This window comes from Acidobacteriota bacterium, assembly GCA_018001935.1.
In the GTDB taxonomy this organism is placed as follows: Bacteria; Acidobacteriota; JAAYUB01; order JAAYUB01; family JAAYUB01; genus JAGNHB01.
The window spans coordinates 21,786-42,726 of record JAGNHB010000043.1; the positions used below are offsets into that span (position 1 = coordinate 21,786).

General features: G+C 68.1%; 15 protein-coding genes. 8 read left to right on the forward strand and 7 right to left on the reverse strand.

Annotated features, from left to right (window positions below; translation table 11 throughout):
* Positions 1 to 13 precede the first annotated feature (13 nt).
* Positions 14 to 355 carry a hypothetical protein gene (locus tag KA419_14995; GenBank protein ID MBP7867242.1) on the reverse strand — a complete coding sequence of 114 codons (342 nt, stop codon included), beginning with the start codon at positions 353 to 355 and terminating at the stop codon, positions 14 to 16.
* Between the two features lie 88 nt (positions 356 to 443).
* Here KA419_14995 and rfbB point away from each other — a divergent pair, with 88 nt between their 5' ends.
* Positions 444 to 1,535, forward strand: coding sequence for a dTDP-glucose 4,6-dehydratase (gene rfbB / locus KA419_15000; protein ID MBP7867243.1), 1,092 nt, complete (start codon positions 444 to 446; stop codon positions 1,533 to 1,535).
* 605 nt (positions 1,536 to 2,140) lie between these two features.
* Here rfbB and KA419_15005 read toward each other — a convergent pair.
* The 4 genes from KA419_15005 to ccsA form a co-directional block, all read right to left on the reverse strand.
* Positions 2,141 to 2,935, reverse strand: coding sequence for a DUF4261 domain-containing protein (locus tag KA419_15005; protein ID MBP7867244.1), 795 nt, complete (start codon positions 2,933 to 2,935; stop codon positions 2,141 to 2,143).
* Positions 2,936 to 3,022: 87 nt separating this feature from the next.
* Positions 3,023 to 3,742, reverse strand: a complete 720-nt coding sequence (locus KA419_15010) for a heme exporter protein CcmB (protein ID MBP7867245.1) — start codon at positions 3,740 to 3,742, stop codon at positions 3,023 to 3,025.
* Complete coding sequence (locus tag KA419_15015) at positions 3,739 to 4,422, reverse strand: ABC transporter ATP-binding protein (GenBank protein ID MBP7867246.1); 684 nt, start codon at positions 4,420 to 4,422, stop codon at positions 3,739 to 3,741. Before KA419_15015 ends, KA419_15010 begins: the two co-directional genes overlap by 4 nt.
* Positions 4,419 to 6,398 (reverse strand): cytochrome c biogenesis protein CcsA, encoded by a 1,980-nt coding sequence (gene ccsA / locus KA419_15020; GenBank protein ID MBP7867247.1) that lies wholly within the window; start codon positions 6,396 to 6,398, stop codon positions 4,419 to 4,421. The genes KA419_15015 and ccsA overlap by 4 nt, the downstream gene beginning before the upstream one ends.
* A 227-nt stretch (positions 6,399 to 6,625) precedes the next feature.
* On the opposite strand from ccsA, the gene KA419_15025 reads away from it, so the two are divergent.
* Positions 6,626 to 10,045 carry a serine/threonine protein kinase gene (locus tag KA419_15025; protein MBP7867248.1) on the forward strand — a complete coding sequence of 1,140 codons (3,420 nt, stop codon included), beginning with the start codon at positions 6,626 to 6,628 and terminating at the stop codon, positions 10,043 to 10,045.
* A gap of 241 nt (positions 10,046 to 10,286) precedes the next feature.
* On the opposite strand, the gene rimO is transcribed toward KA419_15025, so the two are convergent.
* Positions 10,287 to 11,654 carry a 30S ribosomal protein S12 methylthiotransferase RimO gene (gene rimO / locus KA419_15030; GenBank protein MBP7867249.1) on the reverse strand — a complete coding sequence of 456 codons (1,368 nt, stop codon included), beginning with the start codon at positions 11,652 to 11,654 and terminating at the stop codon, positions 10,287 to 10,289.
* Positions 11,654 to 12,559: a glycosyltransferase gene (locus KA419_15035; protein ID MBP7867250.1), complete on the reverse strand. Its 906-nt coding sequence runs from the start codon at positions 12,557 to 12,559 to the stop codon at positions 11,654 to 11,656. Before KA419_15035 ends, rimO begins: the two co-directional genes overlap by 1 nt.
* Before the next feature lie 237 nt (positions 12,560 to 12,796).
* Between KA419_15035 and KA419_15040 the strand changes: the two genes are divergently transcribed.
* The 6 genes from KA419_15040 to KA419_15065 all read left to right on the forward strand — a co-directional run bounded on the left by KA419_15040 (position 12,797) and on the right by KA419_15065 (position 20,603).
* Entirely contained in the window at positions 12,797 to 13,894 is a 1,098-nt protein-coding gene (locus tag KA419_15040; GenBank protein ID MBP7867251.1) for a DUF1573 domain-containing protein, read from the forward strand.
* A 10-nt stretch (positions 13,895 to 13,904) separates the two neighbouring features.
* Positions 13,905 to 14,870, forward strand: coding sequence for a DUF1573 domain-containing protein (locus tag KA419_15045; GenBank protein MBP7867252.1), 966 nt, complete (start codon positions 13,905 to 13,907; stop codon positions 14,868 to 14,870).
* A 126-nt stretch (positions 14,871 to 14,996) separates the two neighbouring features.
* Positions 14,997 to 16,991, forward strand: coding sequence for a tetratricopeptide repeat protein (locus KA419_15050; protein ID MBP7867253.1), 1,995 nt, complete (start codon positions 14,997 to 14,999; stop codon positions 16,989 to 16,991).
* A gap of 4 nt (positions 16,992 to 16,995) precedes the next feature.
* On the forward strand, positions 16,996 to 17,640 hold the full coding sequence (locus tag KA419_15055) for a nicotinamide mononucleotide transporter (GenBank protein MBP7867254.1): 645 nt from the start codon (positions 16,996 to 16,998) through the stop codon (positions 17,638 to 17,640).
* Between the two features lie 892 nt (positions 17,641 to 18,532).
* Complete coding sequence (locus KA419_15060) at positions 18,533 to 20,056, forward strand: aromatic amino acid lyase (GenBank protein MBP7867255.1); 1,524 nt, start codon at positions 18,533 to 18,535, stop codon at positions 20,054 to 20,056.
* 265 nt (positions 20,057 to 20,321) lie between these two features.
* On the forward strand, positions 20,322 to 20,603 hold the full coding sequence (locus KA419_15065; protein MBP7867256.1) for a hypothetical protein: 282 nt from the start codon (positions 20,322 to 20,324) through the stop codon (positions 20,601 to 20,603).
* The last annotated feature ends 338 nt before the right edge of the window (positions 20,604 to 20,941 follow it).

Here is a 20,941-nt window from a genome sequence, read left to right on the forward strand (position 1 = left end):
AGGCTGAAGGCTGTTAGGGTGAAAGCGCAGAGGTGAAGGTGGTTGGAGTGAAAGTGGTTGGGGTAAGATCGAAGATCACGGGGCGGGTGCTTGGGCCGCAAGGTGTCTGTCGAGCCGCCAGGTGCAAAGGGTGAAGGTTCAAGCCATGCACAATGCTCACAATTCCACTAACTCTCATGATTCCCATTACTCCCATCACTCCCATAATTCCCATTACTCCCATCGCTCCCATCACTCCCTTCACTCCCTTCACTCCCAGCACTCCCATCTCACCCATCGCTCCCTTCACTCCCTTCGCTCCCTTCACTCCCAGCACCCCCATTCCTCGGGCGGCCTCCTCCCCTGCTTTCGCCATGCCTTCCCCCCGCCCCTCCCCCCGACCTTCAGCCTAACAGCCTTCAGCCTATCAACCTTCAGCCTAAACCCCTCTCCGGAGATCGATCATGACTTTTAACCCCTCGAACACCCTCGTGACCGGCGGGGCCGGCTTCATCGGGTCCAACTTCATCCGTTACCTGCTGAAGACCCACCCCGACGCCCGGGTCTGGAACCTCGACAGCCTGACCTACGCCGGCAACCTGGCCTCCCTGGCGGACGTGGAGCAGGACCACGGCCGGGAGGGCTCCGGCCGTTACACCTTCGTCCGGGGCGACGTCGCCGATTTCACCGCCGTCCGCGCGCTGCTGGAGGCTGAAGCCATCCGCTGCGTGGTCCACTTCGCCGCCGAGAGCCACGTGGACCGCTCCATCCTGGGGCCGGAGCCCTTCATCGCCACCAACGTCACGGGCACCTTCCGGCTCCTGGAGGCCTGCCGCCAGGCCTGGGCCGGGGATGCGGACACCCGCTTCCACCACGTCTCCACCGACGAGGTCTACGGCAGCCTCGGCGCCGAGGGGCTCTTCACCGAGGAGACGCCCTACGACCCCTCGAGCCCCTACTCGGCCTCGAAGGCCGCCTCCGACCACCTGGTCCGGGCCTGGCACCGAACCTACGGCCTGAACGTCACGATCACCAACTGTTCCAACAATTACGGCCCCTTCCAGTTCCCCGAAAAGCTCATCCCCCTGATGATCCTGAACGGCCTCGAGGGGAAGCCCCTGCCCGTCTACGGCCGGGGGGAGAACATCCGCGACTGGCTCTTCGTCACCGACCACTGCGTCGCCATCGACCGGGTGCTCCGCGCGGGGCGCACCGGGGCCACTTACAACGTGGGCGGCGAGGGCGAGCGGACCAACCTCTTCATCGTGGAGACCCTCTGCCGGCTGGTGGACGAGGCGGGCCTCACCCCCGCGGGGCTGTCCTCCTGCCGCGAACTGGTCACCTTCGTGAAGGACCGTCCCGGCCACGACTTCCGTTACGCCATCGACTTCGGCCGCCTCCGCAACGAGCTGGCCTGGCAGCCTTCGGTCACCCTCGAGGAGGGCCTCCGCCGCACCCTGCGCTGGTACGCGGAGAACCGCCCCTGGTGCGACGCCGTGCGGTCGGGGGAGTACCGGTCGTATTACGAGGCGTGGTACGGGAGGAGGGGGAGATAAAGGCTGTAGGCTGTAGGCTGTAGGCTGTAGTCCCTACGAAGTAAGATCTTTGGCAAAATGAGCGCGATTTGAGATCGACGGTGGGCTCCCACCGCTTTCAGAGCGGGGAAACCCGATGCGGGGACGGAGGAGGGAATCCCGGCCGCGTCGTCCGGCATGCCCCAGGGCTAAAATGCCCCACTGGTGCTGATCCGGTTCCGGAATCGACGTATCCGGTCTCTCGCAAAGACGTCCGGACGCAAAGCCTCGCAAAGGAATCCCCCTTTTCCGGTTCCGGCTTTGCGAGGCTTGGCGTCTTTGCGCCTTTGCGAGAGGTAAAGACCGCCTGTTATTTTTCTGGAGCGTCCGGATGATCCGTGTCCATCCGTGTCCATCCGTGTCCATCCGTGTCCATCCGTGTTCATCCGTGGTTTCTCTCCGGTTTATCCGGGTTGGGCTGTAGGCTATAGGCCCGGAAGGATTCCCGTCGGGGTCGGAATCGGGATCGGGATCTCTATCGGGATCGGCACGGTAGCGGGATCGGGATCAGGCTGGTGACGGGCTTGGGGCCCCTCAAGGGAAGAGCTTTCCCCTTCCCCCCTGAATGATGCTCCGCGCTGAGGCCGTCACAGGAGGATCTGGCAGGTGATCTCTCGGTTTCCAAACCGGGATTTCCTGTGAACGATCCGGTGGCGCTCCTCGTCGGTGGCACCGATGGTCTCGCCGCGGCCGATCTGAATGCCGCTCGAAAGCTCGTAGTGAGCAATGTCCGCGAGCATTCCGAGCGATTCGGACGGTTTCATGTTCGTGTCGTGAACCTCCAGGTCGAGGAAACCGAGCATCCGCATCCCGGTCGTGTAGCCCGAGAGCCCTTTCTTCTCCGGAACCGGGTGAAATCCGAGCCAGAGAAAGAGGGGGAGGCTGGTCTCGGAAGCCTCGGAGGCCTGTTCAAGGTACCGATCCGGGGGCACGACGATGGATGCATTCCCGTAGTAGACCCCCAGGCTCTCGACCGAGGCCAGGACGCTGGCGATGGCCCGGGTCAGGCAAAGCGAAAGCCGCACGGGAGCCATTTTCTCCGACGAGGCGTACACCACCACGTGTGATCCGTGCCCCGACAGGGACGAGCGCGCTTCAGGCCAACTCCACGCAGTGCATACCGGCCATTCGAGGTCACCCCACGGAATGGGCATCGGCATGAATACGAAACCGGCCATCCCGCCCTCAATGGTCACCACGGCGGCCTCGTCGCGAACATTGATTTCCGAATCATCCACAGCCAGATTCAGGGATTCACGGAAGTGGCCTGCGATCCGGCGAAGATCGGGCAGTGCGTTCCCTCGAAGGGCTACCATGCCCAAGTTCGTCCCCCTCCTGGATGCTGATGTGGTTGAACTGCGTCGCACAAGTCTCTTGATCATCCCCACAACTCGCCTCTTTTCCATGATTTGCAATGCGACTAAACAGGCTCCCCTGTTATTGCCTCCTGTCTCCTGGCTTCCTTCCCCCTATTCCCCCGCCTCGAGGATGTGCCGGAAGAGCACCGCCCCGGCGAGCAGGAAGAGCAGGTCGAAGCCGGCGGCGAGCTTGACGGCGCCCCAGAACGCCGGGCCGACGGGGCCGCGGAAGACGGCGTCCAGGGCCCGGGCGCCGGCGAGCACCCCCGGGACGGCCAGGGGGAAGACGAGAACGGGGAGCAGGAGGTCCCGCGATCCCCCGCCGGTGGTCAGCGCCGCGCAGAGGACCCCCGCGGCGACGAAGCCCGCGTCCGCCGCCACCACGCACAGCAGCAGCGCCGCAACGCCTCCCCGGCTCTCCAGGCCGAAAAAAGCCAGGAAGACGGGGAGGGAGAGCAGTTCCACCGAAAAGAGCAGCGCCATCCCCGACAGCCACTTCCCCGCAAACACCGCCGACCCCGACACGGGGGCCAGGCACAGCCCCGCCAGGCAGCCGTCGCGGCGCTCCCGGTCGAAAGTGGCGCCCAGCTGCATCAGCCCGGCGAAGAGCCAGGACGTCCACAGGGCGGCGGGGGCGGCTTCCCGCAGGCGCGGGCCCGGCTCCAGGACGAACTGGAAGAGGACGGCGACGACCAGGGCGAAGAAGAGGGTGGTGACCAGCCGTCCCCGGGACCGCCACTCCACCCGGAGGTCCTTGCCGGCCACGGCCAAGGCCTGGTGCAACCAGGGGCCCGGCCCCGGCGTTCCCTCGCGGTCGCCGGGGCGGCTCACGACGCCCCCTCCCGGCACGGGCCGCCGGGCGTCCCCTCGCGGAGCACGCCGCCGCACAGTTCGAGCACCCTCCCGGCCGCCACGGGAAGCCGGCCGGCGTCGTGGGCGGCCACGAGGATGGTCACCCCCTCCCGGTTCAGGGCGGTGAGCCGCTCCGCCACGACACCCGAGGAGACGCTGTCCAACCCCGAGAACGGCTCGTCCAGCATCAGCAGCTCCGGGTCGTGCAGGGTGGCCCGAACCAGGCCCAGCCGCTGGCGCAGGCCGCGCGACAGGGCAACGGCGCGGTGTTTGCGCCAGGGGAGCAACCCCATCGCCCCGAGACGGGCCGCGATGCGGTCTGCAGGGAGGACGAGCCCGTAGAGGCGGCCGTAGAACCGCAGGTTCTCCTCCACCGTCAGTTCGTCGTGCACGAAAAGATCGTGAGACAGGAAACCGAAGCGTCGGCGGTTCGCAGGCCCCGCTCCCCGGGCGTCCTCGCCGAAGCGGAGGAGGCGCCCGGCGGACGGCGCCACCAGGCCGGCCGCGCACCGGACGAGGGTGCTCTTGCCCGCGCCGTTGGCCCCGGTCAGCGCCACGAGTTCCCCGGGACCGACCTCGAAGGACACGCGGCGAAGGACGGTATCCCGTCCGTAACGCACGAGGAGGCTGTGGGCGGAGAGCACCGGCGCGGGGTTCACGGTCCCCTCCCGTCGTCGTCCTCGCCCCGGCGGGGCCGCGGGACCGCCAAGAGGGCGCCGATCACCGCCAGCGCCGCCCCGAACCAGATCCAGGACATGCCGGGGATGACCCGCAGTTGCACCGCCACCTCGCCGCGCTCGGGGTTCATGGGGAAAAAGGCCAGGTAGAGGTCCCGAACGAACCCGGTCCGGACGTCCACCTCCATGCCGGTGCCGCCCGTCCGCCGGTAGAAACGGACCTCGGGGGCGAAGTCCGGGGGGGCCCCGGCGCGGGGCGGGACAAGGGAGAATTCCGCCCGGTAGACGGCCTTCTCCGCGTCCGGGTCCTCGACCACCAGGCGGTTGAAGATGAGGCGGAACTCCCCGTCCGTGAAGGTCTCTCCGGGGCGGGCGACCACGCGGCTCTCCCGGGCGAACCAGCCCGAGGCGCCAATGCCGGCGGCGACGACCACGAAGCCGAGGTGGCAGAGGGCCGCCGCCAGGCGCGGACGCGTCGGGCCCCCGCGCAGGGTCCCGGCGACGACGGCGGGGAGCGCCGCGGCGCACAGGGCGAAGAGGACGGCCGCCGGCACGTTCCCGTCCAGGAGGTTCACCAGCGCCCCGGCCACGGCCGCCGCGGGCAGGAGGAGCGCGGCGAAGGCGACCAGCTTCCCCAGGGGGTCCCGCGGCCGCCGCAGGACCTGGTGGATGCCGAGCAGCGCCACGAGGGCAATTCCGAGGGGGACCACTGCCCGGTTGAAGAAGCGCGGGGGAAGGGCGGACACGAGGTTTGTGGACGGCGAGGGTCCCGTCCCGTCCGCGGTAGAAACCCTCGCCGGGACATCCCCCGGGGCGCCCGGGCCCGACTGCATCCACCCCGGGAGGATCCCGTGGACGGTACCGTAGGCCACCACGATCAGGAAGGCGATCAAAAAGCCAGCGGACAAGGTCACCGCCGCGTCCCCCGGGCCGGGTTTCCACGCCCCGGCGGGCCTGCCCTTCCGGCGGCCGGCCGCCAGGAGGACGAGGGTGACGGCCAGGGCGACTCCCATGAAGGCGAGGAGCCATCCACCGACCCCGGAACGCTGGAAGGCGTGGACGGAGTCCAGGGCGCCGCTTCGGGTGAGCCAGGTCCCGAAGATGCAGAGGAGGAACGTCGTGACCGCCAGGAAAGGGACCAGGCGCGGGAAGGCCCCCCGGCGCCGGTGGAGGGCGGACAGGTGGACGAAGGCCGTGGCGCCAAGCCAGGGGATCAGGGAGGCGTTCTCCACGGGGTCCCATCCCCAGTACCCGCCCCAGCCCAGTTCCACGTAGGCCCACTGGGCACCGAGAACGATCCCCGCCGTGAGGGCCGCCCAGGCAAAGAGGGTCCAGGCGCGCGCGCGCCGGGTCCAGTCCCCGGGCCCCTCCGGGTCGGCCAGGGCGGACAGCGCCAGGGCGAAGGGGACCGCGAAGGCGGCGTACCCGAGGATCAGCAACGGCGGGTGCCAGATCATGGCGGGGTTCTGCAGCAGAGGGTTCATGCCGGCCCCGTCCGGCGGTGGAACGGCCAGGGTCCCGAAGGGATTGGACACCCGGAGCGCCAGGAGGGCGAAGAGAAACTCGGTGAGGGACATCGCCAGGAGGTACCGGCCGAGCCCCCCCCCGTCGGTTTTCCGGGCTGCCCGCAGCGAAACGGAACTGCAGGCCGCCATCAGGAGCAACCAGAGCAGCAGCGAACCCTCGGCGCCGGCCCAGAACGCCGTCAGCCGGTAGACCACCGGGAGGCTGCGAGAGGTGTGGTCCGCCACGTAGCGGAACGTGAAATCGCCACGGACAAGCACCACCGCCAGGACGGCCGACGCCGTGAACACGGCGGCGGTGGCGGCGTGGACGAAGGCGGCGGCGCGGTGTGCCCAGGGGCCGGCGCCCCGGCGCCGGGAGAGGGCCGCGCAGACAGCCCCGCAGAGCAGGCACGCCGCGGCGGCGAACAGGGAGGCATTCCCGAGAAACGACATGCGGGACAGTTCTCCTTTGCCGGGGGGTTCCGGGATCCCGCTCCCCGCGGGGCGGCAACGACGACGGGCCGATTCTTGCACGAAGTGACCCGGCCGTCAACGAGGATCCGGAGGGCCCGGGACCGCCCCGCCCTCCCCCGGGCCCTCCTTGCCCCCCCGGGCGCCGCCCTTCGGCGGGCGGCGCGAAAACCCTTGCCCGGCGGCCGGCATGAGGCTAAAATCGGCCCATGGCCATCGACGACACCGAACCGGTAATGCGAATCGAAACCGCGCTCTGGGACGAAACCACCCGGATCATCCGGGGGGTCTGGCAGTCCACCGCCTCGGACGACCCCTCCCAGGACCGGACGATCCGCCCTCCCCAGGGCGCCGTCCCCTCCGACCGGGAAACCACGCTCAAGACCCGCCTGCTGAAGCCGCCGGTGGCGGACTTCGACCTTCCCAACGCGGACTACGACCTCCTGGAGATCGTCGGACAGGGGGGGATGGGCGTGGTGTACGAGGCCCGGCAGGTCTCGATCCGGCGGCCGGTGGCGGTGAAGATCCTCCGCCCCGAGGCGGCGGCGGACCCCCACAACCGGGCATCCTTCCTCTCGGAGGCCGTCGTCACCGGGAACCTGGACCACCCCAACATCGTCCCCGTCCACGAGCTCGCCCAGGATCGTGACGGCCGCCTCTTCTTCGTCATGAAGCGGATCTGCGGCACCGCCTGGCGCTCCACCCTCACGGCGCGCCCGCTGGAAGAAAACCTGGACATCCTCTTCCGGGTGATGGACGCGGTGGCCTTCGCCCACTCCCGCGGGGTGATCCACCTGGACCTGAAACCGGAAAACGTCATGCTCGGGGACTTCGGGGAGGTCATCCTGACCGATTGGGGCGTCGCGGTCGTCCTGGAGGGGAACCCGCACCTGGACCTGCCCCCGCAACCCCCCTCGCTGGGCGGGACCCCGTCCTACATGGCGCCGGAGATGGCGCGCGGCGAACTGGACCGCCTGGGCACGCACACCGACATCTACCTCCTGGGCGGGCTGCTCTACGAGATCATCACGGGTCTGCGACCCCACGGCGGGCACACGGTGGCGGAGTGCCTCGTGGAAGCCGCGCTGAACCACATCCAGCCCACGCAGCAGCGGGGCGAACTCCTGGACATCGCCCGGACGGCCATGGCCACCCGCCCGCGGCACCGCTTCCGCTCGGTGGCGGCCTTCCGCCAGGCCCTCAAGCACTACCTGTCCCACAGCGAAAGCCTGGCCCTGAACCGCCGGGCCGTGTCGGACCTCCAGGCGGCGGACATTTCGAAAAGTTACGACGATTTCTCCCTCGCCGTCTTCGGCTTCCGGCAGGCCCTGAAAGTCTGGCCCGACAACGCGGAGGCCGCGGAGAACCTCTCCCGCGCCGCCCTGGCCTACGCGGAGTGTGCCCGGGAACGGGGCGACCTCGACCTGGCCCTGGACCAACTCGACACCGGCGACCCCCGGCACGCGGACCTGCGGGCGAAGGTGGAGGAGACCCGGGCGGAACGGGTCGCCCGGAAGCACCGGATCAAGGTCCTCTCCCGTCTCACCGCCGCCCTGGTCGCCGTGGTTTTCGTCGTCCTCTGCGCGGCCTTCTTCTGGATCCGGCTGGAGCGCGAGGGGGCCATCGAGGCGCGGAACGCGGAAGCCTTCCACCGGTCGGCGGCCGAACGGGAGCGCGACCGCGCGCAGCGGGAGCTCTACCGGTCCGGGATCCGGGAAGCCGACCGCCTCTCGGCGGGGGGGAGGAGTGCCGACGCCCTGGAGGTCCTGCAGGGGCTCTCCCCGCGGTTCCGCGGCTGGGAATTCGGCCACCTGGCGGCGCGCTGCCGCCAGGTGGAGGCCGTGTGCCGGAGCGTCCTGAAGGGGCACGGGGCCCCGGTTTTGGGACTGGCGTTCTCCCCGGACGGGAAACGCGTTTACTCGGGCAGCGACGACCGGTCGCTCCGGGCCTGGGACCCGGAACGCGGCGCCGCGTTGCAGACCATCCCCTCCCGGATCCGCTGGACGGGCGTGCCCGTGGTGGACCCGCGGGGCGCCTGGCTGGCCTCGGGGAGCGGCGAGGTCTGGGACCTTCGCAACGGGGCGGTCCGCGTCGTCCTCGAGGGCACGCCGAGCGGGGTCTTCAACCTCGCGGTGAGCCGGAACGGCCTCCTGCTCGCCGGAATCGACTACGACGACAAGGTCTGCGCCTGGGACCCCTCCACCGGGAGGAAGCGATACACCGTCCCGGAGAACGGGAAACCCGGTCCCGGGATCGCCCTCAGCGGGGACGGCCGCTTCCTGGCCTACGGCACGCGGGACGGCCACCTGCGCCTGTGCAACGGCGCCGACGGCACCCGTCTCCGAACCGTCCCGGTGGACCCCGGGGAGATCGTCGGGCCGGTCTGCTTCAGCCCCGATGGCGCCTCCGTCGTCGCGGGCAGCCGGGGGGGGTGCATCAAGGCGTTCGGGGCCGCCGACGGCGGGGTCCGTCTCGAATTCGACCGGGTCGGCGCGGCGGCCACCGTCCTGCTCTTCACCCCCGACGGGCGCTGGCTGGCGGGAAACTGCAGCGACGGAACCCTCCGGTTCTGGGACGCGCGGTCCGGGAAGCTCGCCGCCGAGGCCAAGGGCCAGTCCAGCGTCGGTATCGCCCTGGCGATCAGCCCCGACGGACACCGGCTCGCCTCCGGAGGCTACGACCTGGCCGTCCGGGTCTGGGACCTCCGGGAGCGCCGGGCAAGCTCCGTGCTGCCAGGCCCGCGGGACGTGAGCACGCTGGCGCGTTTCCTCCCGGACCGGCAGGGGATCGTCACCGCCGGCGAGGACGGCGTCGTCCGCGTGCGAAAACCCGGTCCCGCCGCGCCGGAGGAGCTGATGCGCATCCCGGGGGGCGCCCGGGTGCTGGCGGTCGGTCGCCGGACCGGGTGTGTCGCCGCCGCCGGGGCCGCGGAGCCGATCGTCTGGTACCGCGAACCGGGAGCCGGGAAGCCCGTGCTCCGGTTCACCCTCCCGGCCTACCCGGACCCCCAGGCGAGGGTTGTGCCCACCGCCCTGTTCTTCCTGCCCGGCGATACCCGCCTGGCCGTCGGGGACTCCGCCGGCCGGGCGTTTCTGCTGGACCTGCCCGCCCACCGGTGGGCGAAGTGCGGGCGTTTCTCCGGGCGACCCCTGACCCAGGTCCGGGCCAGCGGCGACGGCGCCCTCCAGGCCTGGGCGGACGACACCGGGAACGTGTTCCTGCTGGACAGCCGCACCGGGACCTTTTTCCAGTGCGCCCCCGGGGGGAAGAACGCCCACGTTTCCCTGGGCGGGCTGGACTTCAGCCCGGACGGCCGCCGGCTCGCCGCCGCCCGGTGGGACAAGACCATCTCCCTCTACGACATCCCGACCCGCAGTGAAATCGCCTCGCTCAAGGGGCACACGGGCTGGTGCACCCCGGTCTTCAGCCCGGACGGCCGCCGGTTGGTCTCCGCCGACGTCGACGGCCGCCTGATCGTCTGGGATTGCGACAGCGGGCAGACCCTGCTGACGATCCGGGGGGAGGACGGCCGGTTCACGTCCCTGGAGTTCAGCCCGAACGGCCGCTGGCTTCTCACCGCGTCGTCCACCGGCACCGTCCGGATCTGGGATTCCTCCCCGGCCCGCTGACCCACCCTCCATGCCCGCCAGGGATGACGTCCCCGCAAAACGTCAATTCAGCCACATAGAACGCAAAGAAGAACAGGCCTTCAAAATCCATTGAAATCAAAGATCTCAGACCTTCTTTGCGTTCTTCGTGTTCTTTGTGTTCTTTGTGGTTAGACGAATCCGGCCTTTTTCGGGTTCGTCAGGTATAGACGCAGAAAAGCGGGAGCGGCGGCCTTGCCGGAGTCTTCGTGTGTCTCCTTGTTCACCCGTGGTTCGGGTCGGCTTGACCGGTCTCCCCGCCGGGAGGAACCACTTCCGCCTCGACGTCGTACTCGACGGCCCGGGTGAGCCGGGCATCCACGAACCGGCCGGGGACGAGGGTTTCCACCGGGCCCGTGGTGAGGTAAACCACGCTGTCGATATCGAAGGCCTGCCCCTCGGTGCGGGCCTGGACGAGGAAGTCGGCGTCGTCGCGGACGCCGTCCACCAGCACGCGGACAGTCCGGCCGACCCGTTCCCGGTTGCGCCGGCGCACCAACCTTCTCTGGAGCCGCATCAGCGACCCGGCCCGGGCCGCTCCCTTCTCCGCCGGCACCTTCTTCGGCAGGTCGAAGGCGGGGGTCCCCTCCTCGTCGGAGTAGCCGAAGACGCCCAGGTGCTCGAAGTCCGCCGCCCGGACGAAATCCCGAAGGGCGCGGTACTCGGCTTCCGTCTCCCCGGGGTAGCCTGCGATGAGCGAACTGCGAAGGGCGACGCCGGGAAGGGCCTCCCGGATGCGCCCGAGCAGGGCGAGAAAGCGTTCACCGTCGCCCCCGCGGCCCATTCGGCGCAGGGTCGCCGGGTGAGCGTGCTGGAAGGGGATGTCCAGGTAGCGGCAGACCCGGGGATTGGCTGCCATCGCGTCGAGCAGGTCGTCCCCGATGGCGGCGGGGAAGGCATACATCAGGCGCACCCGGTACTCCCCCCCGAAGCCGGCGAGCCGGCGCAGCAGCGGGACCAGGGCGCCGGGACGCCCCCGGTCCCGGCCGTAGGCCGTGGTGTCCTGCCCGATGACGACCAGTTCCCGGACCCCCTCGGCGAGCAGACCTTCCACCTCCTCCAGGATGTCGTCCTCCGGGCGGCTGCGGAGGGGCCCGCGGATGGCCGGGATGGCGCAGAAGGCGCAGCCGTGCGAACACCCCTCGGAAATCTTCACGTACGCCAGGTGGGGCGGGGTCACCCTGAAACGGGGCGTCCGGCTCGTGGGGAGGTACCGGGGCCCCGCGGTCTCCACCGGGCGGCCGTCGAGCTGCCGGAGGATCCCGGCGATGCGGGGAAAGTCGTTGACCCCGACGAAGGCGTCCACCTCCGGCATCTCCGCGGAAAGCTCCCGGGGATATCGCTGGGCGAGGCAGCCCGCCATCACCACACGGAGGCCCGGCCGCTGCCCCTTGAGCCGGACCAGTTCCATGACGGCGTCCAGGGACTCTTCCTTCGCGGGCGCGATGAACCCGCACGTGTTCACGATCGCCGCGTCCGCTTCCTCCGGGGATGGGACCAGGGTGTCCCCCGACCGGAGCAGCGTCCCGGCCATGATCTCGCTGTCGACGGTGTTTTTGGGGCACCCCAGGCTGAGGAGATAGACCCGCATCAGCCGCGCCCCGCCCCGGAGTCCTCGGCGGGTTTTGAAGCGTAGAGCCCCGAGGTGAACCCCCCTCCCCAGGCGAGGTAGGCGGGCAGGGCCAGCAGGAGGACGGCCAGCCGGCAGCAGGCCCCCGCGCTTCGGTCCCGGGCGAGCCTCGGCAGGAGCCGGACCCAGCGTTGAAGGGAGACGAGGGGGATGAGGAAGGGGCACCATCGCAGCCACCCCCCCCGCATCCGGGGGTAGTGACGGCGAACCCGGCCGCTCCAGAACCCCAGCCGCCCGAAGTGCCGGAACACCACCCGGAAGTGGGTTCGGTTCAGGTGGAGGACACTCCACTCCGGGATGAACTCGATGTCGAAGCCCTTATCCCGGAGGCGAAGGCAGAACACGAGGTCCTCCGCCGAGAGGTAGGCGCCGGGGAAGCCGCCGCAGGCCAGGAAGGCCTCCCGGGGGACCAGGAGGAGGTACGACGGGGCGAACTGCCGCGCGCCCCGCGGGGTCAGGGGCGTGAACTGCGAGAACTCCACGTAGAATTGCAGGCTCCCGCGCAGGCTGCGGGGCGTGCCGTTCCGTACTGCCCCGGCGAAGACCTTCCCCCCGCCCTCCACGGTGAGCCGGCGGAGGGTCCCGCCCCACCCCTCGGCGGGGAGGCAGTCGGAGTCAATGAACAGCAGCCACGGGTGACGGGCCGCGGCCGCCCCGGCGTTCCGCGCCTCGCCCGGGTACATCCGCCGGGCCGACTCCAGCACCCGCACCGTGGGAAAGGCCTGCGAAACCCGGCGGGCCTCGCCGTCCCCGGAGCTGTCCGCCACGATGATCTCCGCGCCGGTCCCCGCCAGCTCCGATTCCAGCGCCTCGAGCAGCCCCCGAAGCGTCTCGTGGCTCCGGTAGCACGGGACGATGACGCTCACGCCGTGCGCGTCTCCGCTCCGCTCTGGGTTTTCCGGTGCAACTTTTTCCATTCTCTCCGCATCCTCCGTGAACGGGAAGCGTATTATAACCCCGCGGGCGGGAATTTCAACCGCCGGTTGTTTTCCGTTCGTATCCCTTGAAAAGACGTCCGCCCCGGGGTAAAATGGCAGGCTTGTCCGCGGGCCCCGCCGCGCGGGCGACATTTTCCGGAGTTCACACCCTCGACAGGAGGCAACATGAAAAGGTCGGTTCGTTGGACCCTGATGGTCGGGCTCATCCTCACTCTCTCCCTCGGCGTCCTCGCCCAGGGCGAAGCCGCGGCGACGCCGCAGGCCCCGCCCGCCGAGCAGGGGGCACCCAGAATAAAACTGGACCGTCTGATCCACGATTTCAAGGACGTCAAGCCGGCCCTCGAACTGAACACCGAGTTCACCCTTTCGAACACCGGCACCGCGCTCCTGGAGATCCGGGACGTCCGCACCACGTGCGGGTGCACCGTGCCCGCCCTCGCCAAGCGCATGCTGGGGCCCGGCGAGTCCACGACGATGACCGTCAAGCTCCGCCCCCCCAACACCGCCGGCCTCGTGGACAAGAAGATCAACATCACCACCAACGACCCCAACCTGCCGCAGGTCCAGCTCTCCCTCCTGGCGAACGTGGTGGTGGACGTGGTGGTGGAACCGCAGTTCGTCCGTTTCGACGGCGTCAGCCGCACGGAACCGGCCCAGATGGACGTGTGGCTGACCCCGAAAGTTTTTGAAAAGTTCCAGATCACCGAGCTCAAGTCGGAATCACCCTACGTTACCGTCACCCAGACGTCGGAGAACAGCCGGATCCACCTGGTGATCAAGCTGGACGCCCCTGCCGTGCCGCCCAGTTCCAGCGAGTTCATGAACACCCTGATCCACCTCAAGACGACGAGCGAGACCCACCCGGACATCCTGCTCCCCGTGAACATCCGCTTCACCCCCGAGTTCTCCGCCATTCCCCAGCGCCTGCAGGTGTACATGAAGGCGACCGACAAGGTGATCACCCGGGACATCATCGTCAAGCACGCGAACGAGAAGCCCTTCAACATCAGCGCGGTGCGCTCCAGCAACGCCTTCGTCAAGCCGGAGGTCACCAAGAACGACCAGGGGTCCAACGTCATTTCGGTCACCATCGAGGCCCAGCCCAACGTGCCCCTGATCCAGGGGATCGTGACGGTGGAGATGGCCGCCAAGACCATCGCCGTCCCGTTCCGGGTGAACGTGGATTCCGGTCAGGCCGTTCCTCCGGGCCCGCGGCCCCAACCCGTCGTTTCTCCCGCCCCGCCCCCCGCGCCGGGCAAATAGGAGTTCGTCCATGCACCGCTTCCTTCCCCTGCTGATCCTCTCGGTCGCGGCCGGCTTCACGGGAATCGCGCAACAGCCCGACCTTCCCGTCATGTTCGTGCACCGGGACGTGGTCACCCTCAAGGACATCCGCCCCAACAGCGTCGTTCCCTGCCGGTTCACCTTCTCCAACTTCGGCGGCAAGCCCCTGGTCATCGAAAAGGTCATGACCTCCTGCGGCTGCCTGTCGGCCGTGCTCTCCAAGGACACGCTCCAGCCCAAGGAGGAAGCCTTCCTCGACGTCGTCTACCGCGCGGAGTCGCGGCGCATCGTGACCTCCCACAAGATCACCCTGATCACCAACGACCCCACGCGGCAGGAGGCGCTCCTCACGCTCCAGGTGAACGTCGAGCCCGACCTGGAGTGGGAACCGAGCGTTTTCGAGCTGGACTGGCCGCCGAACGTCTCCTACACCGGCCAGATCACGCTGCGCTCGAGCCACGGCCCGCTGAACATCAAGCGGGTGGCGTCCGAGAAGGACTACCTGAAGGTGGAGGTGGCCCGGAAGGAAGGCAACACCGCCATCGTTCAGTTCACCGTCCCCACCGGCAAGGAGTACGTCTCCAGCAACTACGTCTTCATCGAAACCGACAGCAAGGACTTCCCCGTGGTCCAGGTCCTGGTCTACTTCAAGAAACCCCCCGAGTACCTCTTCGAGGGGGAGAAGGTCGATTTCGACCTCTTCGAGAACACCCCCCCGCCCGTCTACAAGGTGACCATGTCCCGCGCCGACGGCTCGAAGATCAAGATCGATTCCATCTGGTGCTCCCAGAAGGAGTTCCTGGTGAAGATCCTCAAGAACGACGCCAAGACCTGCGAATTCGAGATCACCATCGACAAGGGGATGCGGGCAGGGCCCTGCGACGGGTACCTCAACATCATGACCGACAAGGGGAAGGTCCATTTCGCCGTCCCCTGCAACATCCGCAAGCAGTAGCGCCGGCCCCTCCGAACGACCCGCGACTGCCGAATGGTCTCCCGCAAACCCCGAAAATCGGAACGACCCCGCCCCGGTGACCCCCGGTCACCGGGGGCGGGCCCGGACCACCCGAAACGCAGGGGGGTGGACGGCCTCTTCCTCCTGGTCCTCCTGGCCGGTTTCTGCCTGTTCCTCCCCAGCCTCCGGTACGACTTCGTCTTCGACGACCATCAACTCGTCACGGGAAACCCCGCCGTCAAGGAAATCAAGTGGGCGGCGCGGGACCTGGTCAAGATCGGTTACCGCCCGGTCCGGACCCTGAGCTACTCCCTGGACTACCTCGTGGCCGGCTTCAGCCCCTGGTTCTTCCACCTGAGCAACCTCCTCTGGCACCTCCTGGTGATGGGGATGGCCTGGCTCGTCCTGAAGGAGATCGTGGAGGACCGGTGGGTCGCCCGGGTGGCCATGCTTCTCTTCGCCGTCCACCCGGTGCACATCGACGCCGTGGCCTACGTCTCGGGACGCCGCGACCTCCTGTCGGCCTTCTTCACCCTGCTGGCCCTCTACGCCTACATCCGTTTCTATCGGGACCGGCGCGTCCGATGGTGGCCCCTCATCCTGGTGGCCTCGGCCCTGGCTTTCCTGTCCAAGGAGATGGGCATCGTCATCCCGCTCCTGATTTTCCTCTACGACTGGAGCCGCCGGGTCGCCGACACCCCGACCGACGGCCGATGGAAAGCCCTCAAGGCGGTCGGGGCCGCCCTGCGCCAGGGGTGGTGGTACTACGGCCTGCTGGCCGTCGGCGGGCTGTTTTTCGTCTGGAAGGTCCTCAGCGGGACGTACACGGGCCGGGTCGGCTGGTGGGGCGGGACGGTCGTCACCAACGCCCTGACCAGCGCCAAACTGCTGTGCAACGACGTGTTCCTCATGCTCTTCCCGTTCCGCCTCCGGGCCGACTACTCCTACGACGCCTTCCCCGTGGCGCGAACGCCCTTCGACCTCCTCGGCTGGCTGGCGGTCCTGGCGGTGATCGTCCTGGTGTGGCAGGCCTGGCGGGTCCTGGCCGGGGGCCGGTTCACCCCGGGGTTCTGGGGCCTGTGGTTCCTGGTGTCCCTGCTCCCGGTCCTCCACCTGGTCCCCCACCACGAGCTGTTCGCCGAGCACTACCTCTACCTCCCGTCCATCGGTTTGTGCGTCGCCGCCGCCTGGTACCTCCGGAAGGCCGCCCGGCGCGCCCCCGGGTGGGCGGGCGCCCTGGTGTGCGGTGTCACGGTGGCCTTCACCATCGCCACCCTGGCCCACATGGGGGTGTACGCCGACGAGGAGAGCCTGCGCCTGGACGTTCTCTCCAAGGCCCCCGCCTGCGTCCGGGCCAACCTCGCCATGGGCGACCGTCACTTCAACGAGGGGAAGAAGCTCTTCGAGGAGAACAACCCGTGGGGGGCCCGCCAGGCCTTCGAGAAGGCGGCGGAGTTCTACGAGCGCATCGCCGCCGTCCCCCCCGAGTACGTCCTCGAGGGTCTTCCCCCCGAGAAGATCGCCCGCCTCCGGAACCTCGGCACCGAGAGCGGGTACGAACGGGTCCACCGGGAGGTGATGTACCACGCCCGGGCCTTCATCAACCTGGGCAACATCCGGGAGTCGCTGGGCGACCGCGTGAAAGCCCGCGAGAACTACCTCCGCGCCCTGGACCTGGGGTCGCAGACCGACCTGATCTACAACCGCCTCGGCAGCCTCACGGCCGAGGAAGGGAAACTGGAGGAGGCCCTCGACTGGTTCCGGAAAGCCATGGCCCTCAAGCCGAACAACCCCGACCTCCTCACCAACATGGGGGTCGCCTTCTGCGGCCTCAAGCAGTGGGCCCAGGCGCGGCGCTACCTGGAGCGGGCCGTCGCCGTCGACCCCGGGTACGCCCTGGCACACTACTACTTCGCCATGGTCCTCGTCCAGACCGGGGAGACCCCGGGAAGGGCCATCTACCACCTCCGGCGAGCCCTCGACCTCAAGCTCGACCCGCGCGTGGCGCCCGACGCCCGGAAACTGCTGGAAACCCTCCGCGGAAAGGCGCCGAAACCCGCGCCCGCGGCCACGCCGGGCCCGTTGGCCACCCCCGCGCCCCCGCCCCCGTCCGCTCGCTGAGACCATGGAATTTCTCTTCACGGTCAAACTGGCGGGCCTCCCCCTCATCGAGGTGGCCGCTTTCGTCCTCGGGGTGGGCAACCTCTGGCTGATCGTACGGCAGAACATCTGGAACTGGCCCGTGGGCCTGGCCCTGGTGACCCTCTACTTCTGGATCTTCGGGTACCAGCGCATCTACGCCAGCATGGGCCTGCAGGTCTTTTTCTTCGCCCTGCAGATCTACGGCTGGTACCAGTGGCTCCACGGGGGCGCCGGCGGCGGGGCGCGGACCGTGACCCGGCTGGACGCGCGCCTGGCCCGGGTCCTGCTGGGGATCTCCGCCGCCGGGACGGCGGCCCTTGCCGTGCTGCTGGTCCACACCGCCGACCCGGCCCCGATCCCCGACAGCGCCGCCACGGTCCTCAGCCTCGCGGCCCAGTGGATGATGGCCCGGAAGATCCTGGAGCACTGGCTGGTCTGGATCGCGGTGGACGTCCTGACCATCGGCTTCAGTCTCTACACGGGCCTGTATCCCACCGCCGCCCTCTATACCGTCTTCCTGGTCCTCTGCGTCCGCGGCTTCGGCGAGTGGCGTCGGACCCTGCCGGCACCGGGACCGCCGACGCCCGCGATGGGTCCCGAAGGTCTCGGGCGGGAGCCGGGACGCTGAATCGCAGCGGGGGTTTCGCCCTGCACGCCACACTCCGCACGGCGAACCCGACCGGGACTGAGGCCAGGAAGACGACCCGACCCAGGCGGGAAAGCCTATTGGATTTATAACCCAACCCGAATGAGCCCGGTGAACCACGAAGTGCACGGAATCCGCAAACGGGATACCAGGGCCGGGGCATGATGTTCACGACGGCTGCGATTCGCCGAGTCGGGCCCTGAACCCCTTCCGCCTGACCGCTAAAAGCCTCTTTAAACCAAGAACCACACGAATGATTTCAGATCTTCGTACCTCTCGGCCGCATTCGAGGGCTGTCCGTTCTCCTTTGCGATCTTTGCGCCTTTGCGTGAACAGGATCCGGATTGATTCTCACCAAGACACGAGCTCGCAAAGGAAAATCGCGAAAGCGCCTGTTTGTGCGGCATGCCCCATCCGCGCCCTCTGCCGCGCCGGTTCAACTGGTCCTTCAGGTCCCTTTGTCCCTTCGCGCCTGTGCTTGATCTTCCGGAAGACGCGCGGGCGGCGTCAGGGCCGCGCCGCTCCGGCGGCCTGCGCGGGGCGGTCAAAGCGGCGCTCCGGCAGCCTGCGCGCCGCAGTCCACAGTGCAGGGGGAAGATCGGGGGTTGCGAGCTGACGTCACCAAGGGGGCCGCCGACCCCGGCTGTGACCGCGGTCCCGCTCGACTGCGATGGCGATGGCGAAGGCGACTGCATTTGCGACTGCGACTGCGATGGCGATACCGATACCTATGGGAATCCCTCCGAACCTACAGCCTACAGCCTGCAGCCTACAGCCTATCGCCTACAGCCTTCTTCCCGCAAAGACCTCCTTGCCTTTCCCCGATCCCGTGGTATCATTCCTTTTCTTCTGATCATTTCAACAGGAGGTCTGTATGGCAATCGTATTGGACGGCTCCGGCCTGAGCGTGGAGAAACTGGTTCGCATCGCCCGCCACGGCGAAAAGGTCGAACTGGCCCCCGAAGCCCTCGGGCGGATTCAGACCTGCCGGGCCATGCTGGAAGAGAAAGTCAAGGCTCACGAGATCATGTACGGCGTCAACACCGGCATCGGCGAGTTCTCCGAGGTGGTCCTCAACGACGAGCAGGTGCTGCAGTTCCAGAAGTACCTGATCTACAACCACGCCGCGGGAATCGGCGACCCGGCGCCCATCGAGTACGTGCGCGGCGCCATGGCGGGCCGGATCAACGTTCACGCCCACGGCCTGTCGGGGTGCCGCCCCGAGATCACCCAGACCTTTGTGGAGATGCTCAACAAGGGCGTCACGCCGGTGGTCTGCCAGAAGGGCTCGGTGGGGGCCTGCGGCGACCTCGCCCCCATGTCCCAGATCGCGCTGCTGCTCATGGGCGAGGGCGAAGCCTACTACCAGGGCGAGAAGCTCCCCGGGCTCGTCGCCATGCAGCGGGCGGGGATCCCGGTCCCCGGGCTCCAGGCGCGCGACGGCCTCGCCGCCATCAACGGCTCCAACCTCCTCACGGCCATGAGCGCCATCCACATCTTCGACATGAACCGCCTTCTCAAGCAGGCGGAGATCGCCTGCGCCATGACCCTGGAAGCGCTGCTGGCCAACCTCAAGCCCTACGACCTCCGGCTGCACGAGGTTCGCGGCTTCCCGGGCGCCGTCCGGTGCGCGAAGGCCCTCATGAAGTGCATCCAGGGAAGCGACCTCCAGACGGGCAAGCTCAAGATCAAGGTCCAGGACGCCTATTCCATGCGCTCCACCCCGCAGGTCATCGGCGCCGCCCACGACGCCGTGGCCTGGGCGAAACAACAGGTGGAGATCGAGCTGAACGGCGTCGGCGACAACCCCATCTTCCTCCCCGAGTTCAAGCTGACCCTCACGGGGGCCAACTTCCAGGGCTCACCGGTGTCCCTCCCCATGGACCTGGCCGGGGCTGCCCTCACCATGGTCTGCGTCATCTCCGAGCGGCGCCTCAACCGCCTCACCAACCCCGCCCTGAGCGTGGGGCTCCCCCCCTTCCTGACCAAGGGCGCGGGGATGTTCTCCGGGCTGATGCTGAGCCAGTACACCGCCGACTCCCTCATCGTGGAGCAGCGGATCCTTTCCATGCCGGCGTCCATCCAGTCCATCCCGGCCGCGGCGGACCAGGAGGACTTCGTCTCCATGGGCATGAACACCGCCATCAAGAACCACCAGATCATCGACAACGCCTGCGGCGTGCTCGGGATCGAGTTCATCGCGGCGGCCCAGGGCCTCGACTTCCGTGACTTCGGCCACGGCAAGGGCGTGGAGACCGGCCGCCAGGTGGTTCGCAAGCACGTGGCCCATTTGGACGTGGACCGTCCCCTCTACCCCGACCACACCGCGATGAAGGGTGTTGTCCGCTCCTGCGAGATATTGGAGGCCGTCGAGGAAGCCGTCGGGAGCCTGGAGTAAACGAAAGACAGCCGAAAGGACCAAGGGACCAAAGGGACCAAAAGGACATAAAGGACGGCAGAGAGCGACGGCACAGTAGATCCGGTGGGTTCTGTCATGCCCCAGGCTCCCCTTGCCCGTTGGTCCTCTTAGTCCTTCGGGTCCTTTGCCCTTTGGTCCCTTTGGTCCCTTTGGTCCCTTTGGGTCCTTTGTCCTTTGTCCTTTGTCTTTTGCCCTTTGGCGCCGAAGGGTGTGAGGGGTGTCCCGAACCCGAAAAGGAGGGCCGATGGCTTCGCCCGAGTATGGCCGCCGCCCTGATTGCAAAGAGCTTGTCCATGCCAACGACACCGCCTGCAAAAACTGCGGCGCCCCGCTGTCCCCGGAGCTGGTCAAGGTCGAATTGCAGTCGGACGGGTCCTACACCTGCATGAAGAGAATTCTTTGCTTGCGGTTCGTCCTCCCGACAGCTGTTGCGGTCGCGGCCGTCTTTCTGATTGCTCACTGCATTCAGCACGAGACCTGGCTCTCGGAGCATTTCTTTCGGTTCATCCGGGAATCGTGCAGATGAAAGGCATTCGGTTGGTGAGATCTCATCCTTGATGGGGATGATTTCTTCAGCCTGGAGGGCTGAAGGATATTAGCCTGCAGGTGGCGGCCCGGCAGGGTCGACTCCTGCAGGACAGAGCAAGGTTTTTCGGAGACAGGCGCCCGGGAAGGGCGCGGGAGTGATCGCGGGTGATGCGGGATTTGCGGCCCATGGGGTCTTCCTTTGCGAGCGTGGCACCTTGGCGAGAGCCTGTCCGGATCTTGATCTCGCAAAGGCGCAAAGCTCGCAAAGAAAACCGGATGGCCGGGATGTGGCCAAAGGGTACGAAAGTCCGCCTTCACCGGGTCGTTGTACCTCCG